Annotated in this window: 17 protein-coding genes; 15 read left to right on the top strand and 2 right to left on the bottom strand. The window is 47.0% G+C overall.

What is annotated here, in order from left to right; translation table 11 throughout:
* Positions 1 to 17: 17 nt before the first annotated feature.
* From QP339_RS09170 to QP339_RS09115, 12 genes are all read left to right on the top strand, one after another.
* A complete protein-coding gene (locus tag QP339_RS09170) occupies positions 18 to 908 on the top strand; it encodes an ROK family protein (RefSeq protein WP_070618199.1) in 891 nt (296 codons plus the stop codon).
* Positions 909 to 924: 16 nt separating this feature from the next.
* Complete coding sequence (locus QP339_RS09165; RefSeq protein WP_070618196.1) at positions 925 to 1593, top strand: HAD family hydrolase; 669 nt, start codon at positions 925 to 927, stop codon at positions 1591 to 1593.
* Positions 1590 to 3284, top strand: a complete 1695-nt coding sequence (locus QP339_RS09160; RefSeq protein ID WP_284911260.1) for a DUF4091 domain-containing protein — start codon at positions 1590 to 1592, stop codon at positions 3282 to 3284. The genes QP339_RS09165 and QP339_RS09160 overlap by 4 nt, the downstream gene beginning before the upstream one ends.
* Positions 3285 to 3317: 33 nt before the next feature.
* Positions 3318 to 4631 (top strand): sugar ABC transporter substrate-binding protein, encoded by a 1314-nt coding sequence (locus QP339_RS09155; RefSeq protein ID WP_284911259.1) that lies wholly within the window; start codon positions 3318 to 3320, stop codon positions 4629 to 4631.
* 470 nt (positions 4632 to 5101) lie between these two features.
* A complete protein-coding gene (locus tag QP339_RS09150) occupies positions 5102 to 5962 on the top strand; it encodes a carbohydrate ABC transporter permease (protein ID WP_284911258.1) in 861 nt (286 codons plus the stop codon).
* A gap of 12 nt (positions 5963 to 5974) precedes the next feature.
* Entirely contained in the window at positions 5975 to 6820 is an 846-nt protein-coding gene (locus QP339_RS09145) for a carbohydrate ABC transporter permease (RefSeq protein ID WP_284911257.1), read from the top strand.
* Positions 6817 to 7695 carry a hypothetical protein gene (locus tag QP339_RS09140; protein ID WP_284911256.1) on the top strand — a complete coding sequence of 293 codons (879 nt, stop codon included), beginning with the start codon at positions 6817 to 6819 and terminating at the stop codon, positions 7693 to 7695. The genes QP339_RS09145 and QP339_RS09140 overlap by 4 nt, the downstream gene beginning before the upstream one ends.
* Positions 7682 to 8728 (top strand): ABC transporter ATP-binding protein, encoded by a 1047-nt coding sequence (locus QP339_RS09135; RefSeq protein ID WP_284911255.1) that lies wholly within the window; start codon positions 7682 to 7684, stop codon positions 8726 to 8728. Before QP339_RS09140 ends, QP339_RS09135 begins: the two co-directional genes overlap by 14 nt.
* 310 nt (positions 8729 to 9038) lie before the next feature.
* Positions 9039 to 9686, top strand: coding sequence for an amino acid ABC transporter permease (locus QP339_RS09130; protein ID WP_284911254.1), 648 nt, complete (start codon positions 9039 to 9041; stop codon positions 9684 to 9686).
* Entirely contained in the window at positions 9679 to 10365 is a 687-nt protein-coding gene (locus QP339_RS09125; RefSeq protein ID WP_284911253.1) for an amino acid ABC transporter permease, read from the top strand. Before QP339_RS09130 ends, QP339_RS09125 begins: the two co-directional genes overlap by 8 nt.
* On the top strand, positions 10365 to 11114 hold the full coding sequence (locus tag QP339_RS09120) for an amino acid ABC transporter ATP-binding protein (protein ID WP_284911252.1): 750 nt from the start codon (positions 10365 to 10367) through the stop codon (positions 11112 to 11114). Before QP339_RS09125 ends, QP339_RS09120 begins: the two co-directional genes overlap by 1 nt.
* Positions 11115 to 11128: 14 nt before the next feature.
* On the top strand, positions 11129 to 12037 hold the full coding sequence (locus tag QP339_RS09115; RefSeq protein WP_284911251.1) for a cysteine ABC transporter substrate-binding protein: 909 nt from the start codon (positions 11129 to 11131) through the stop codon (positions 12035 to 12037).
* Positions 12038 to 12134: 97 nt separating this feature from the next.
* On the opposite strand, the gene cbpA is transcribed toward QP339_RS09115, so the two are convergent.
* Positions 12135 to 12836, bottom strand: coding sequence for a cyclic di-AMP binding protein CbpA (cbpA, locus tag QP339_RS09110; protein WP_246818924.1), 702 nt, complete (start codon positions 12834 to 12836; stop codon positions 12135 to 12137).
* Positions 12837 to 13112: 276 nt separating this feature from the next.
* On the opposite strand from cbpA, the gene QP339_RS09105 reads away from it, so the two are divergent.
* From QP339_RS09105 to QP339_RS09095, 3 genes are all read left to right on the top strand, one after another.
* The gene (locus QP339_RS09105) at positions 13113 to 14933 is read left to right on the top strand and encodes a glycoside hydrolase family 3 protein (RefSeq protein ID WP_070618386.1); all 1821 of its coding nucleotides are present in this window, start codon (positions 13113 to 13115) and stop codon (positions 14931 to 14933) included.
* Positions 14934 to 15113: 180 nt separating this feature from the next.
* Complete coding sequence (locus QP339_RS09100; RefSeq protein ID WP_284911250.1) at positions 15114 to 16460, top strand: hemolysin family protein; 1347 nt, start codon at positions 15114 to 15116, stop codon at positions 16458 to 16460.
* 76 nt (positions 16461 to 16536) lie between these two features.
* The gene (locus QP339_RS09095) at positions 16537 to 17241 is read left to right on the top strand and encodes an O-methyltransferase (protein ID WP_284911249.1); all 705 of its coding nucleotides are present in this window, start codon (positions 16537 to 16539) and stop codon (positions 17239 to 17241) included.
* Positions 17242 to 17295: 54 nt separating this feature from the next.
* On the opposite strand, the gene QP339_RS09090 is transcribed toward QP339_RS09095, so the two are convergent.
* Positions 17296 to 17652: a thioesterase family protein gene (locus QP339_RS09090; protein WP_067973186.1), complete on the bottom strand. Its 357-nt coding sequence runs from the start codon at positions 17650 to 17652 to the stop codon at positions 17296 to 17298.
* Positions 17653 to 18086 lie beyond the last annotated feature (434 nt).

Genomic DNA, 18086 nt, shown 5'->3' with positions numbered 1-18086 from the left:
GAAGGAGGGGGTTAGCTATGACGCAGGCAGGAGCTTATCGCATTGGTGTCGATATTGGCGGCAGCAAGCTTTCTGTTGCGCTTGTTAATGACCAACTAGAAATTGTTAAGAAGTATTATCGCAAAATTTCTGGACTCGGGAGGGAAGACTTGTTTGACCTCGTGAAGGAATTAATCCAAAGAGCTCTCCAGGAAGCAGGGAAGGCCAGCGTACGGGGGATTGGTTTAGGTATTCCCGGTAAGGTGGACCGAGACCGTGGGATTGCGGTCTATCAAATGATGATTCCTTGGGCAAATTTTCCGATTGTGGACCGTTTAGAGGAATCTTTCGACCTGCCCATTCGTATCGATAATGATGTGGCAGTCGCGGCTCTAGCAGAATACCAGCTGGCCCAGCGCGACCCAGAAGAGACCTTTAGCTATGTGACCGTGTCCACCGGGATTTCCTCACAGAGCTTTGTTCATGGTCAGATGATCCGCGGCTCCGGCTTTGCAGGGGAAACGGCGCTAGTCCCCGTCTCTTACCGGAATCCGGAGTGTTTAGTTCAGCACCTGGCGTCAGGAACAGGCATCCAAGACCGGGGACGGCAGCTCCTAGATCGTCCCGACTTAGCCACGGTTGACATCTTTAACCTGGCCCAAGCCGGCGACCGGCAAGCCCAGGAGGTCATCCAGGAGGGGGCAGAAGTCTTGGCCTGGTCCCTCTATCAGATTATCTGTGTGCTCGATCCAGCGGAAATTGTTCTTGGTGGTTCGGTGATTTTAGAGCAGGCTGGCTACTTGCAGGCTTGTAAGGAAGCCTTAGAGCCTATGCTCTTCCCCGACCAAGCCCATGTGCTAGACCATATATCTGCCAGCTCGCTGGGTGAAAACAATGGCCTCTTGGGGGCGGCGGCTTTAATTGACTAGGGAAGGAAAGAAGCTATTGACGCAAAAGACACACTTATTTTTTGATATGGATGGGCTCTTGATTGATACGGAGGCCCTATATTTTGAAACTCGGCAGGCCGCTCTCCTAGCCCATGGTTATCCTTATTCTAAGGAAGACCATGCGGCTTATGCGGGCCGGGGCTGGCGCTATACCCTGAGCCGCCTGCAAGACTTAGCTGGCCCGAGCCAGGGGCAGGAAATTTTTGACCAGGCTCTGGCAACTTTCAGAGAGGGCGTTGCGGCAGGACGCTTGCAGCTAAAACCTGGCGTTGAAAAATTGCTAGCCTTCGCCAAAGATCAGGGCTATGTCTCTTATATCACCTCCGCTTCGACCCGCTATAATGTGCTGACGATGACGGAAACGACAGGTATCCAGCCCTATTTTGAAGCCTATGTATGCGGGGAAGACATTGAGCGCTCTAAGCCCTATCCGGATGTCTATGAAGAAGCTCTGAAGCGGGCAGGGATAGCTAGGGAAGCCGCTTTGGTTTTTGAAGATTCTGAATCAGGCTTCCTGTCAGCCCGAGCAGCTGGCCTCGATACGGTTCTTATTCCCGATTTATTGCCGGCCAGTCCCCAGATGAGAGACCAGGCCTGCCTGTGCTTGGATCAGATTGATGAAGTTATTCCTTACTTGATGGATGAAGAATGGAGGTCTTTATGACTTTAAAATTTTTGCAACCGACGATTCGCCAGTTTGGCAACCAATCGATGGCAGATGAAGAGAGGCTCGAGGATCTTTTTTTTCTCCAGGATGAGCAGGGTGGGGCGCAGTTAGCCCTCGACCTGGACCAGAAATCCTGGGTCAATTTGAATAGGGATACCAGCCTGCCTTGGAATGGTTTAACTGGCTCTTACCGCCTAGCCTTGGTTTTACCGGAAGGCTTGGAAGGGCGGCTGAGTTTTGAAGGGGCAGTCCTTGATGATGACCAGCAATACAAGAAGGACCGTATCCTCCACCGGGAAGCGGCCTTCTTAGACCGGGGGACCCACTGCCTCTGGGTGGACTTGAAGGGGACACGTCCCGGCAAGCATGAAGTTCAAGCCAAGCTTTATTATCGGAAGGGCTTCGAAGATGAAGACTTGGTGAGTCAGACCTCTCTCATCGTTGAAGTGGCTGACTATGCCTATCCCGAAGACCAGCCCTTCTTCCTTGATCTCTGGCAACATTTGACGGCCCTTGCTCGCTATTATGAAGTGCCGCTCTGGTCCGATGACCACTTTAAACTGATTGAAAACTATATCCAACCACTTGCGGAAGCGGGCCAGAAAGTTTGTGACTTGGTGATTTCTGACTATGCCTGGGCTGGCCAGGCTTGCTACCAGGTGAGCGATAATCCTAGCAGCCTCTTTGAATATAAGATTGTTGGCCTCAGTCGCCGTGAGGGGGAATTAGTGGCTGACTTCACCGCGCTCGACCGCTATCTGGACCTCTGCTTGAGCTATGGGATGGCAGAAGAAATCAACCTCTTTGGCCTCCTAGGGAATTGGGATGCCTATGCTTTCGGCAATCCCCTTGTCGATTATGAGGACCCCATCCGTGTCCAGGTCTATGACGAAGACCAGGGGACAGTGAGCTACCTGCGCACCAAGGCCGAATTAAAAACCTATCTGGGACTCGTCTTTGACCACATGCAAGACCGTGGTCTCTGGGACCGGGTGAAGGTGGTTTCAGACGAACCTAATGATCCCGACCGCTTTACGAAATTTGAAGACTTTCTCTCTTCAGCCAGTAAGGAAGCCATCAGCTTCAAGCATGCCTGCCTACATAGCGATTTCTTAGAGGTTTACCAAGGAAACTTTGAAAGTAACTCAGCCATCTCTTCAATTCTGATTGATAAGATAGATGATCCAGATTCGCAAATTTGGCAGAAGCGGGCAGAGATGACTTGGTATTCCTGCTGCTTCCCTCAAAATTTGAATGTCTTTGTCCGCAGTCCCTTAATGGAATCACGTTTGGTCGGCTATCTGACCTATGCCTTCGGGGTGAAGGGTTTCTTGCGTTGGAATTATTGCTTGTGGACTGCTGATCCCAACCGCGATATCCGCTATAAGACCTACAAGTGGGCAGCCGGTGATATGTTCTTTGTTTATCCTGGCGCTAACGGCAAGCCTGAATTTAGTTTGCGTTGGAAACAGCTGGTTTTTGGCTTGCAAGATTATCGCTTCTTTAAGGCCATTGAGGCTGAGGTCGGAGAAGACCAGGTACAAGCCCAAGTCCAGCGCTTGACGGGGGATATTCGTCAAATGACCTATGATTCAGATAAGGATACGATTGATACACATTACCAAGATGACTTTGCTTTATTACAGACGATCAAGCGGGACTGCCTCGCCTTGTTAGAGAAGAAATAAAACGAGTCCTAATAATTAGATGGAGGAAAAACCATGAAAAAACCTTTTAAATACTTAGCCTCAACGTCTCTACTCCTGGCCTTCTTGGCTGGCTGTTCTAATGCGGGCATGGGGACCGGGGAAGAATCGTCGAGTGCCCAGGATAATACCGATCCCCAGAGCGAAGAAGCAGCTGGAAACGGCGAAAAACAAGAAATTTCTTTTATGATTCCAGAATACGGCCAACCGAGTGACGAGATGCTCAAAGACTTTGAAAATGAGACAGGCATTAAGGTTAATGTTATGCCAACTTCTTGGGATGATATCCGCGATAAGATTTCAACTGCTGCTGTAGGGAAGAAGGCCGCAGCCGATGTCTTCGAAGTGGACTGGTCCTGGGTAGGAGAATTCAAAGAAGCCGGTTGGTTGGCTCCCCTGGAAGTTGATGAAGCGACCGTCAAAGATATCCCTTCACTGAAGACCTTCCAAGTAGGGACCGACTACTATGCCATCCCTTATTCCAACGAGTACCGGATGTCTTACATGAACCAGAAACAATTTAACCAAGCCGGCCTAGACCAGGCGCCTCAGACCTGGCAGGATGTGGTCCAAGCAGCTGAGCAGATTAAGGACCAAGGAGTGGTTAAATATCCGGTGGCTCTTCCCATGGCTGCAGACGAGAATACAACCACTTCTTTCTTGACTATTAATTATGCGCTGACAGGCGAAGTCTTCAATAAGGACAATACTCTCAACCGGGATAATGCCTTGGAAACCTTGAAGATCATGGATGAGCTCAACCAAAAAGAATTAGTGGACCCTGCCTATCGGACGACCAATGAAGGCAAGTATGACCTCATCAAGAAGGGGGAAGCCTCTTATGCGGTTGCACCTTCCTTCTATGCCATTCGCGTGGATTCGGAGAAAGACTCAGCTGTCCAAGGCGAGGTAGAGGTAGTGCCCCTTCCTGGTAAGGATGGCCCATCAAACCGGACCGTTTCCTTTGTTGAAGCAGTTGGTGTCTCCCCATATAGCGAAAATCCTGAAGCTGCGAAGAAATTCGTCGACTGGTACACTTCTGAGGAAACCCAAAAAGAACTCTTTAAAGAAGTTGAAATCCTGCCTACTCGCAAGTCTGCCTTACAAGCGGTCGTATCAGACGGGCAAATCCGTGAATCAGAGGAAATGTTGCAGCTTGCTGATATGGTCGGCTCACCTTTCCCTAACGGCGTGCCTAAATACTATACAGAAATGAGTACAGAAATCTTCAATACCATTAGCGAAATGGCTAACGGGAAGTTAACACCAGAAGAAGCCGCTGACCAAATGACAGAAAAAGTAAACGCCATCGTCGAGACAAATGCCTAATTAGGAATTTTCTACTTTTAGTGTTGGTAACTAGCGATTTATTAAAGAATCATTTTTATATCAGCTTGTTTTGAGCAGGAGTGGAGCTTTGAAGTTGGCCCTTAGTCATGAAAAAGCAAGCCAAGGGTGCGAGGGCTAGCGGGAGAAATAGACCTCTGGAGCAAAGAGCAAGAGAAGACTGTAAGTCTTCGGTGGATCTTTGTGAAGAGGAGCTATTTCTGCTAGGCCGAACCCGACTAGATGTGAATTACGGCTAGTAGGACTTGCTTTTGGGGCCGTACTAGCCGTTTGAAGCTCGCTAGGTGAGGGACCTTGGCCCGAACCGATGCCATAGCTCTTCAAGGGCCAAATTCAAAAGCGAAACGGATGCTCGCCAATACGATTTGGTAAAGAATCTAATGAATCTGCTTTGTCGGAGGCTGGACAATCGAACCAGCCTCTTTTTTGTTAAGCTTTGAAGGAGATCTATGATGTTTAAACGCTTCAAACCTTGGTTGCTACTGAGCCCCATGCTCGTGATCATGCTGGTCTTTGTGGTCTACCCCATTTGCCGGACCTTGGTCTATAGTTTCTACCGCTTAAAATTAACTGAGCCCGGTAATGTGCGTTTTGTGGGCTTAGAGAATTACCTGACCGTTTTACAGTCTTCGGACTTTTACCAGGCTCTCATCAATTCCTTGCTGGTTTTAATTTTTGTCCTGGTTATTGGTTTGATCATGAGCTTAGCCATTGCCCTGATGCTCAACCGCCGACATGTGATAACGCCAGTATTGACGGCGATTGCGATTATCCCTTGGGCTCTACCCCCAATTGTTAATGGGATTATATGGAATTTTATCTTTTATCCAGGCTACGGTTTTTTAAACAAGCTATTGATAAACTTGCAACTGATTGACCAACCCATTGCTTGGACGGCCAATCGCTGGATGCTCATGATGATTGCTGCCTTGGTTGTGGCTTGGCGGGTGATCCCTTTCTGTGCCTTGCTTATCTTGGCTAACTTGCAGACTATCCCCCGCGAGCTCTATGAGGCAGCCCGAGTGGACGGGTCCACAGCCTGGCAGGATTTCCGCATGGTCACCCTGCCTCTTATTTGGCCCTCCATTGGTCTGGCCTTGATCCAAATGACCATGGCGGCCTTAAACGTCTTTGATGAAATTGTAGCCCTAGCTGGTTATCGCTACGAGACCCAAACCCTCTTAGTTTATAATTACATGAACACCTTTTCATTCTTGAACTTTGGTTTTGGCTCTGCGATTACTTATGTGATTACGATTCTATCGGGCATCTTAGCCTTTGTTTATATTCATAAAATGGCAGAAAAGATATAGGAGGTAGTAGGAATGAAAGAACGTCGGTCGAGCCGTATGCTCTATTGGCTCATGGTAGGAATATTTTTGATCTTTAGCCTGGGCCCCCTGCTCTGGACAGTGATTTTGACCCTGACACCGGAAAAGGAAGTGCTAGCAGCGACGCCCCACTTGTTGCCGAGTCAGATTGACTTCAGCAATTACCAGCTAGTTCTCGATCCCCATAGCTCAGCCCATGAAACTGTGATGCGGGGCTTGGGGAATTCTTTGAAGATGGCCTTGGTGACTGTTATTCTGGCCTTGCCGATAGCGGTAGCTTCTGCCTATGTTTTTGTGCGCCAGGACTTTAGAGGGCGGAAGTTTGTCCTGTATTTCTTGCTCTTCACCATTGTGATTCCGGTCTTTACCACGATTATCCCCCTCTATGCCATGTTTGCGGAGAGGGGCTGGTTGGACCAGAGCTTTTGGGTAGCCATTGTCTATGTTTCCGCCTTCTTGCCGGTGACGACTTGGATGGTCCAGTCTTATTTTAGGGCTATCCCTAAAGAACTCTGGGAAGCAGCTCGAACGGATGGTTGTACGGAATGGCAGGCCTTTACTAAGGTGATATTGCCCAATGCTAAACCTATTTTAATTACAGCTTTTCTGATGCTGGTCCTGATGTCTTGGAGCCAGTATCAAATTCCTATGATTTTAACCAGTTCCCAGGAGACCAAGCTGATGACGCTGGTGATGTCGGAGTTTATGACCCGTGATTCCATTCATTATGGTCTCGTTGCAACAGCAGGTGTCTTTGCGATTGTGCCACCTGCCCTCCTGGCTTTGGTATTTAGACGGCATTTAATTTCGGGTTTAATGGCAGGAGCAGTGAAAGGATGAGTGAAATGATGCCTAGTGATGAAGAAATTCTTGCCTTATTGGATGCAGGCCAGCCGCATTTTAGCCTTTGGAAGGACCTAGTGAGTCAGCTAGGGGCAAAAGATTGGCAGAGGGCTCAGGATGTTTTAGCAGATACTTGGCCCGAAGTTGGTGACCAGCGGCTAGCTATGATCCAGCGCTTAGAGCCGAGCCAGCGCTTAGCCAGTCTCTTTCTCTTACTTCCCCAAGCTGCTGAACGCTACAAGTCCCAGGGGCTTCCCTTGGGTGTTTTACAAGCTAGTTTGGACGATTTGTACTTGCGTGAGTGCCTCTATTATGAAGCCCATGGGACTTTAGGGTTGACTGCAGATGATGGCCAGTGGTTGCTGCGCATTTTTGATTTAAAGATCTTCAAGTTAGGGACTTTGCAATTTGAGCGGACTCACTGGATGAATGCCCCAGACTACTACCACCTGCCAGAAGAGGACTTGGCTTTTTGGCCAGAGGGAACCCCCTTATTAGCGGTTCATATCATGGAGGGGAGTGAGCTCAGCTTGGCCAATTGCCAGGCCTCCTTTGACCAGGCAGAAGCTTTTTTTAGCCAGCATTTCCCTGGTGAAGCCTATCAAGCTTTTAGTTGTTTTTCCTGGCTCTTGTACCCAGGCTTATGGCAAGTGCTCGGTGAAGGAAGCCGTATTCGCCAGTTTGCTTCCTTCTTTCACCTGCTGGCAAGTACGGATTGGCCGGATATGGCAAGGGCTCGCATTTTAGACCAAGCACCCACTGTCTACCAAGGCTCGCGTTTGCAGGGGCTAGCTCGGTCAGGAGCAGATATTTTAGGGGCAGGTCTCGCTTACCGCCCCATGATTAAGGAGGAAAGAAATGGCAAGTATTGAATTTAAAGGAGTCACTAAACGCTATGTTGAAGGGCAAGCCGCCGTCCGAGACTTTAACCTTAAGATTAATGACGGTGAACTCCTCGTTTTGGTGGGGCCATCGGGTTGTGGCAAGTCGACTTTGATGCGGCTTTTAGCTGGGTTAGAAAGCTTGTCTGAAGGGGAGATCTTGATCGATGGGCAGGTTGTCAACGACATCGACCCTAAAGACCGGAATGTGGCCATGGTCTTCCAGAATTATGCTCTCTACCCCCATCTCAATGTGCGTCAGAACCTTGGCTTTTCTTTGAAATTAAGAAAGGAAAAGCCTGCAGTAATTGACCGCCGGGTTGAAGAAGTGGCCCAAAAATTGGACTTGGCCGACTTGCTGGACCGCAAGCCCAGCCAGTTGTCGGGTGGGCAAAGGCAGCGGGTAGCCTTGGGACGCGCGATTGTGAGAGAACCTAATGTCTTCTTGCTGGATGAGCCCTTATCCAACTTGGATGCTAAGCTGAGGGTGCAGATGCGCTATGAGATTTCGCGCATCCAACAGGAACTGGGAGCGACCATGCTTTATGTGACCCACGACCAGACGGAAGCCATGACCATGGGGGACCGCATTGTCGTTATGCGTGATGGTCGCATCCAACAGTTGGGCCGTCCGGACGAGCTCTACCAAGCTCCTGCCAATTGCTTTGTCGCCGAATTCCTAGGCTCGCCACAGATGAATATATTTCCGACTGTCTTGGATGACCAGGTCTTAAATTTATGGGGGCAGGCCTATACGACACCTGGCCAATTAAGCCAGGAGACTTGTCTTTTGGGCGCCCGGCCTGAGAATCTTGAAGTCGTGGCGGGAGCAAGTCATCGCTTGACTTTGGTCGAGAACCTAGGTAGCGAGCGCTATCTCTATCTGGAAGGGGAAGAGGGTCGGCTTTGTGTGAAGACAGACAGCCAAGCCCCATTGGAAGTTGGCCAAGCCTATTCCTTACAGATTAAAGATCCGAGGGCCTTATCTTATTTCGATCCGCAGACTAAGGAAGCCTTACTTTAACTAAAGGGGCACAGATCTCTCTAGAGTAAAACTATCTCAGAACTCGTCAATTTAAGTAGTTCTGAGATAGTTTTTTTGTATTTATTTTGTTCTTATTTGTTTATATTTTTGGCTTAAGTTTTATCTTTTCCATATCGTTGGTTATCGGCTCTTCCTATCAGCTAGCTAAAAAATGCAAGAATAGTAAGCTTTTAGGCTATTTTTGCTTTGCCTAATAGGCCAGACCGTCTTTGACTTGGAATTGACAGGAGCTGGGGGGACCGGCTATGATTTAGCTTGTAAAAAATAAGTGATTGAAAGGAGTGAGGGAATGGATTGGGAATTCATAGGGGCGGTCTTACCGGAATACCTCAAAGCAGCAGGGCTTACTTTTGCCCTGGGTGGACTGGGTGTTGTCCTGTCGCTGATTTGTGGCCTAGCTTGTGCTTTGGTCCGCTATTGGCGCCTGCCTGTCCTAACTTACCTCGTCCAAATTTATATCGAACTGTCCCGGAATACCCCCTTGGTCATCCAGCTGTTCTTTTTGTATTATGCCTTACCCAAACTCGGTGTGGTCTGGCCATCTTCTGTCTGTGCAATTGTCGGCTTAACTTTCTTGGGATCTTCTTACATGGCTGAAGCTTTTCGCTCAGGCCTCGAGGCGGTTCCTGAGAGTCAGTTGGAAGGAGCCTACAGCCTGGCCTTGACTCGCCAGCAAACCTTCCGCTATGTCGTTTTGCCCCAAGCCTTGGCGACTTCGGTACCGGCCCTTATGACGAATGTGGTCTTTCTGATTAAGGAAACCTCCATGTTCAGTATTGTGGCTCTGGCGGATCTTATGTATGTGGCCAAGGAGCATATTGGCCTCTATTACAAGACAGACGAGGCCCTTCTGCTTCTAGTTCTGGCCTACACCGCCTTGCTCTTGCCGCTCTCGCTTCTGGGACATGCCCTAGAAAGGAGGCTCCAGCATGGCTAATTCAGGTCTAGAAATTCTCTTTGAAGGGAATAATTTCCTACGTTTACTAGAAGGACTTTGGGTGACGGTCAAATTGGCCCTGGTTTCCATGGGCTGCTCCTTAGTCCTGGGGCTCTTCTTAGGCGTCCTGATGACGAGCCGCTACCGGGTCATCAAAGCCATCTTGCGGGTTTATGTCGAATTTTTCCGCGTGATGCCGCAATTGGTCTTAGTTTTCTTGGTCTATTTCGGAGCAGCTAAGCATTTGAATTTGAATTTCTCTGCTGAGGGAGCGGCAATCCTCGCCTTTACTTTCTGGGGAACTGCGGAATTGGCAGAACTGGTGCGGTCAGCGATCGAGGCCCTGCCCAGGCAACAGACGGAGAGCGGCTTGGCCCTGGCTTTGAGTCGTAGCCAAATCTACCGCTATATTATTATGCCGCAGATCATCCGCCGCCTCCTTCCTTCCATCACGAGTCTGATGACCCGGATGATTAAGACGACAGCTATTGTGGTTCTCGTTGGGGTGGTTGAAGTGATCGCAGTGGGTAAGCAGATTATTGATATGAACCGCTTCGATTATCCGGATGGGGCCATCTGGATTTATGGGGCAATTTTCTTCTTATATTTTGCGGCCTGCTATCCTTTCTCAAAGATCAGTCAATATTTAGAAAATAAGATGCAAGAAGGAGGCCGCTAATGGCAGACTTATTGATTGAAGTTGATAATTTATACAAATCCTATGATGGACAGACTGAGGTGCTCAAGGGCATCTCCTTAGCTGTTGAGCGGGGAGAGGTGACGGTCATCATTGGGCCTTCAGGCTGTGGCAAATCGACCTTCCTGCGCTGTCTCAATGCCCTCGAAGTGATCGATGCCGGTGAGATCCGCTTTAATGGCCAGCCCATGGGCCAGTCGGAAAGTGAGATCCGAGCGCTGAGAGAACAGGTGGGGATGGTCTTTCAATCCTATGACCTCTTCCCCCATCTATCCGTTATTGATAATCTGACCCTGGCTCCCTGCAAGGTCCAGCAGCGTGACCGGCTAGAGGCTGAAGCGGAGGCCCGTGAGCTCTTAGCCAAGGTTGGGCTGGAGGACAAGGCAACAGCCTATCCCCGCCAGCTTTCTGGCGGACAGAAGCAGCGGGTAGCGATTGTCCGGGCTTTGATGATGCATCCAAAAGCGCTTTTGTTGGATGAAATCACTGCTGCCCTGGACCCTGAGTTGGTCCGAGAGGTCTTAGATGTCGTTTTAGAGCTCGCCAAAGAGGGCCTGACGATGGTGATTGTGACCCATGAAATGGCCTTTGCCCAAGCAGTGGCTGACCAATTGCTCTTCTTCGATGGGGGAGAGATTGTCGAGAGCAGTCACGACCCCCAAGCCTTCTTCCAGGCGCCCACGACCCGGCGTGCCCAGCAATTTTTAGACCGTTTAACATTTGACCGATAAAAGGAGAAAAGAAAATGAAGAAAAAAATATTCGCGCTCTTAGCACTAGTAGCTTTATTCCTTACCGCTTGTCAATCTGGCCAGCAAACAGACAAAGATCCTGCAGCGACGGCCGGCAAGCAGGCAGCGGCCCGCAGTCTAGCGGAGATTAAGGACTCAGGCAAAATCCGCATCGGTGTCTTTGCGGATAAGATGCCCTTTGGCTATGTTGATGATAAAGGCCAGCCCCAGGGTTATGATATCGAACTCGCTAAGAAAATTGGGGAAGACCTCTTAGGGAGTGCCGACAAGGTAGAGTTTGTCCCCATGGATGCAGCTAGCCGGGCTGAATTCTTGAAGTCCGGGAAAGTTGATATCACCCTGGCCAACTTCACAGTGACCGACGAGCGCCGCGAGCAAGTGGACTTCGCCCTCCCTTACATGAAGGTAGCTATCGGGGTCGTTTCACCAGAGAAGGGCCTAGTCACCGATATCAACCAGCTCAAGGATAAAAAGTTAATTCTGGTGAAGGGCACAACAGCAGAGAACTACTTCCAAAAAGAAGCTCCTGACATCAAAAATATCGACAAGTATGATGCCTACCAAGAAGCTTATGATGCCCTAAGAGATGGCCGGGGTGACGCCTTCTCCACGGATAACACAGAAGTCCTGGCCTGGGCCAATGAAAATCCAGGCTTCAAAGTAGGCATTGAATCCCTTGGGCAAGAAGATACCATTGCCCCAGCTGTTCAAAAAGGAAATCAGGAATTAAAAGATTACTTGGATGACTTGATTGTCCGTTTAGGTCAAGACCACTTCTTCACCAAGGCTTATGACAAGACCTGCCTGCCCGTTTATGGCAAGGATGTTGATCCTAAGCAGATTGTCCTTGAAGGCGATGACCTCAAAGCTTACTATGATGCCTTTAACTACGCTAAAAAATAAAATGCAAATCAAAAATCCCGCTAGCTAGCAAGCTGGCGGGATTTTTGATGGATTGGCTGGCGGCCAGTATCGACTGTTGTCGCAGGCGCCAGACCTCTTATAGGCTTCCCATTTTATACTCGAAAAGTTTATCTGGTTCTTCAAGGCCAATATTTCTTAAGCCGCGACGTTTGAGCCGGGCAACAATTTTTTGAAGTTCAGGATAAGAACAAGTATCGGAAAGGAAGAATGTCAGGTGGCAGAGGCTGGGGTCTTCGAGATCGGTCAAAGTAATCATGCTATTGATCGAGCAGACCCGGCTAATAATCTTCGTCACCTTGGACATGGTCCCCCTTGATTCTTGAGGAACCGTAACGGTTAAGATATAGCTGCTGTCATTTAACTTCCAAGAATGACTGAGCATGCGCTCGAATTGATGGTGGGTGAGCAAGCCGAAAAAGCGGTTGTCCTGGTCGAGAACTGCGATATAAGGCAAGTCACGGATATTAAAGAGCACACGGTAGAAGGAACTGTCCACACTCACATATTTGGTGGCGTTCTTGAGCAGGAGGGTGACCGGTTCGTCGAGTGATTGGCCCTCCGCTAGCCTTTGATAGAGATGTGAGCGGTAGATATTACCTCTAAAAATCTTCTCATTGTCATCTAGGATGGGAATGCAGCGGAATTGGTGATCTTCTAAAATAATCAAGGCATCACGCATCGTTGTAGATGCCGTAACATAAACCACATCTTTCTTTTGAATGGTAAAAGATGAGATATTCATTGCTAGGATACCATCCTTTCTGTTGACCGTATACAAGTATAACACACCCCCTCAGATAATGAGAAGGATTTAAGTTTTATTGGAGCTAAGAATAGAAAAATTTAATCTAAAAGCCCCTTTTTCTTATTGAAAAACCAAAAATGTACCACAAAACAGACTTTAAAAAGGCTTTTTAAGACTTAGACCCCTGATTCAAGTGTTAACCCCTTACATTTTCTAAGAACTTTGCTATAATAAAATAAAGGTCATAAGCCTTTATAATATCATGTGGACTTAATGAAAGGAGAGATGCAATCGATGGCAGAAGTAAAAATGCAGAAAGTCGATTTAACAAAAGCACCCTATAATTTAGATGAAAAAGGTGTTCAATGGGTTGAAGACACCATCAAAAACATGTCAATTGATGAAAAAATTGGCCAATTATTCTTTAATATGGGGGCTAGCGCAGAAGAAGATTACTTAAAGAGCGTCCTTGATACTTATCATATCGCAGGGGTTCGCTACAATAAATCTGATGCGGATACCGTCTACAATCAAAACAAGATTCTCCAAGAAAACTCTAAGATTCCTGTTTTAATCGCAGCGAATACAGAAGCAGGTGGGGATGGTGCTTGTACTGACGGGACCTATGTTGGACATGAAGTGAAGTTAGCCGCTACTAACGATCCTAAATATGGTTATGAAATGGGACGGATTGCAGGGGACGAAGCTGCAGCTATCGGCTGTAACATGTCTTTTGCACCAATCGTTGACTTACAAAGCAACTGGCGTAACCCCATTATCTCTGTTCGTACCTGGTCAAGTGATGTTCAAAAAGTCATTGATTTCTCTCTAAACTATCTCAAGGGAATCTCTGAAAAAGGCATCATCGCAACTGCTAAACACTTCCCTGGGGACGGGAATGACGAACGTGACCACCACTTATCATTCGCAACCAACCATTGTTCAACTGAAGAATGGGATAATTCATATGGTAAGATTTATTCTTCACTCTTTGATGCAGGTCTACCCGCTATCATGGCAGGACACATTGGCTTACCATCTTATGCTAAAACCATTAACCCTGACATCTCAGAATCAGAAGCGATGTTACCAGCTACCCTTTCTCGTGAAATCCTCCTTGGCTTACTCAAAGACAAGATGGGCTTCAACGGGGCAGTTATCACAGATGCTTCCCACATGGTAGCGATGACTGGTGCTTTATCACGTCGCGACATCTTACCAACAGCCATTGCTTCTGGTTGTGACCTCTTCTTATTCTTTAATGATCCAGACGAAGACTTCCAATGGATGAAGGAAGGTTATGAAAACGGAACAATTACTGATGAACGTTTAGAAGATGCCCTTCGTCGTACCCTTGGCTTGAAAGCTTCAATTGGTCTTCACGAAAAAGATCCTAAGAGCTTATTAGCACCTAAGGAAGAAGCCTTGGCTCATATCAACACTGAAGAAAACCAAGCAATGGCTCGCGAAGTAGCTGATAAAGCCATTACCTTAGTGAAGAACAACCAAGAAGATATCTTCCCTGTAACACCTGAACGTTACAAGAATGTTCTCCTTGTAATGAATGAAGGTGTTAAGGGCGGCTTCGGTCAATTGATCGCTTCAAAAGAATCCCCAGCTGATATCATGAAGGAAATCATGGAAAAACGTGGCTTCAATGTTGAAGTTTGGGAATCAACTGAAGATAAAATTATGAAGTTACCTAAGGAAGAACGTTCAGCTGCTGTTGCTAACGTTTACGCTCAAAAACAACCAATCGCTAAGCTTACTGACAAGTATGACTTAGTAATTAACTTAGCTAAGATTGCGGCTGGTACTGTTCAACGTGTAGCGTGGCCAGCTTCTAAGGGGACACCAGATAGCCCATTCTATGTGAATGAAATTCCAACCATTATGGTATCTGTTAACCACCCATTCCACCTTGTTGATGTGCCTCAAGTACAAACTTACATCAATGCTTACGATGATAAGCCATTCAACTTAGAAATCTTGATGGACAAATTACAAGAAGGGCCAGAAGCCTTCAAGGGTGTTGACCCAGTGGATTCATTCTGTGGTAAAGAAGACACTTACTATAATGTTAAAGAGGTTTACGAAAACCGTATCAACCCAGCTAAAACAAAAGCATAGATCCTGCGCAATAAATCGATGCATAAAGAGAGGGAGCTTATTAGCTTCCTCTTTTTTAGCTCTGCCTAACTTAGCCCTGGTGCTTGCAATTTATGGAGGCAAAAGCTATACTTGAAAGTAATAGTGAGTATTTTCTCATTAATGAAATTAAAGATATGGAACAAAGGAGTAATGTCATAAATGGAAGGTCCCGGTGCCGAGACGGCAATTGTTAGTCAACTGTTAATTATCTTAGTTTTGACGCTGATCAACGCTTTTTTAGCAGGTGCTGAAATGGCTTTTGTATCAGTCAACCACCAAAAGATTGGTCGTTTAGCTGATCAAGGAAATAAGGCCGCTAAGAGAGTTCAAGCCTTGCTTGATGATTCGGATGCCTTTCTATCAACCATCCAGGTGGGAATAACTTTTGCAGGCTTCTTCTCTTCTGCTCAGGCAGCCACAACTTTTGTGGGCTATATCCGCCCTTATCTGGGCCAATTGCCAGGTGCAGATATTCTAGCTTCAGCCTTGGTGACCCTGGTCCTTTCTTATATTTCCTTGGTTTTTGGTGAACTTTTTCCTAAACAAGTTGCCATCCAATTCCCCGAGAAATATAGCATGATGGCTTCGGGAGCAATTGTTTTCTTGAAGCGCCTCTTTACACCTTTTGTCTGGTTACTTACGGCCTCGACGAATTTATTGAAACGGCTTGTGCCTATTGACTTCACTAAGAAGGATGAGCACTTGACCCGCGAAGAGATGCGCGCTTTGATTGAGAACAGTCAGACAGACGGAGCTATCGATATGACGGAATTCCGCATGATGCAAGGGGTTCTCTCCTTAGATAGCAAGCTGGCTCGTGAAGTGATGGTACCGCGGACAGATACTTTTATGTTAGATATTGATGACCCCGATTCTTTTAATGTTCAAGAGACACTGAGTTCTCAATATTCACGCGTTCCTGTTTTTGCAGATGATAAGGATGATATCCTAGGTGTTGTCCATGTAAAAGATATCTTGCGCCAGGCCCACAAGAAGGGCTTCGACCAAGTCCGCATTAAAGATGTGATCAAACCGGCCTATTTTGCTCCAGAAACGATTTTTATCGATGACCTCATGCTGCAATTTAAGAAGGACCACCAACATATGGCGATCTTAAAGGATGAGTACGGTGGGGTGGTAGGGATTGTTACTTTAGAAGACCTGTTGGAAGAAATCGTTGGTGAAATTGAAGACGAATATGATGAAGCCAATAGTGAATACCGCCAGTTGGATGAGTCAAACTATGCGATCGACGGCATGTTACCTATCTACAAGTTCAATCAGATTTTCCAAACGGATATTCAATCGGATGAATCGGATACCATAGCCGGCTATATGATCGAACAACTAGGCCACTTTCCTGAAGACGGGGCAGCTGAACATTTACAAATTGAAAACTATGAACTGTTAACTACACTTGTTGAGGAGGGGCGGATCCGTGGCATCCGAGTGACCCGCCTAGCAGAAGACGCTAGCCAAGACGATGAAAACAAAGAAGATGACTAATAAAGAAGGTGGACAAGCGGGCAGGTTGAGTGCCCAGGCCTTGCCCACTCTCTTTTTTTGAGGAAGGAAGATTGGAATGCACAAGTTAAATGAAATGATGGACCGAGCAATCGTCAAGGAAGAGGTACTTGACTTTATGCGCCAGGGGCAAACGGAATTTCCGGCTCCGCTCAAGGCCATTGAAGAGGATGCCCATGAACGCCGGGTCCCTATCATCCCCCATGAAACAGCCGTCTTTCTTGACTTCTTCCTTAGCGTGACCCAGGCAAAAGAAATCTTAGAGATCGGTACAGCTATTGCTTTCTCCGCTTCTCTTATGACTTACGGCTATCCCGACCGTCATGTAGATACGATTGATCGCTACGATCTGATGATCCAGGAAGCCCAGCAGAATATTGGCAAACTTGGCCTAGAAGATCAGATCCAAATTCTCCAGGGAGAAGCTGCGGAGATCTTGCCTCAATTAACCAAAAACTATGACTTTATCTTTATGGATTCTGCCAAGTCCAAGTACTATGAATTCTTTCCCTACTGCTTAGACCGGCTCAAACTAGGTGGTGTCCTCATGATTGACGATATTTTCCAAGGAGGAACGATCTTTAAGGACCCCAAAGAAGTGCCCCGGCGAAATCGAGGAATGAATGCTAAGTTGAACCGTCTCTTAGAAGCCTGTCTGGGGCGCCCTGAATTAAAAACCTCGCTGCTCCCCCTAGGCGATGGGGTCCTCATGGTGCAGAAGCTCCAAGATACGGACCACTTTAATTATATGAAGGAAGGCTAATCAAAAGGCGCTGATCTATTGAAGAGATCAGCGCCTTTTCTATCGATAAGTTTGCTATTTTAATTTGGCCATAAATTTTTCTGTGTTAACAATGGCTCGTTTGTGCTTAGCTTCCCCGACTGTCTGCCCATTTTGGTCACTTGCTTGAATGACTAAACTGATAACATTCTTTTTAATTTTTTTGATATCAGCATCAATGGTAATTTCACTGCCGACAGCAGAGGGGGCTAAGTGTTTGAAGTCAACCTCAATGCCAACGGTCGTTTCGCTGCCTTGGCAATGACTCAAACAAATTTCAGAAGCAACATTTTCCATATAAGCCAAGAGGACAGGGCTAGCAAGAACCTCTAATTCCCCTGAGCCAACCTGTTTGGCACTTTGCTCTGGACGCACTGTAAAAACTTTTTTCATAAAATCCTCCCTGATAGACTTGACAATATAACACTTCTCTTGTTATTATATCAAAGTTGCTTGTCGGCGCACAGTCTAAAGGCAACTTAATTATTTTAGTAAAAAGGCTTGACCTTTAAACTGAAATGAGATATACTTGAGATCCGCTTGAGAGAGCGGTGAGAAAAAAGTTAAAAACATTTTCAAAAAATGTGTTGACAAGTCCAAAAGACTTCGATATACTAAATGAGTCGTTAAGTTAGCGCTTACATAGCGTTGGCAAAGCGATCGGTCATCTTCAAAAAACTTCCGAAATTTTTTAAAAAGTTCTTGACAAGTTTTCGGATAAGATGATATACTAATTAAGTCGCTTCGATAAGGCGACGAGATAGACCTTTGAAAACTGAACAAAGAAGACGAACCAATTGTGTAGGGCATCAACTTCGAGTTGATGA

Source organism: Aerococcus sp. UMB7834 (assembly GCF_030215145.1).
Lineage (GTDB): Bacteria > Bacillota > Bacilli > Lactobacillales > Aerococcaceae > Aerococcus.
This window is presented reverse-complemented; position numbering and strand designations above follow the sequence as displayed.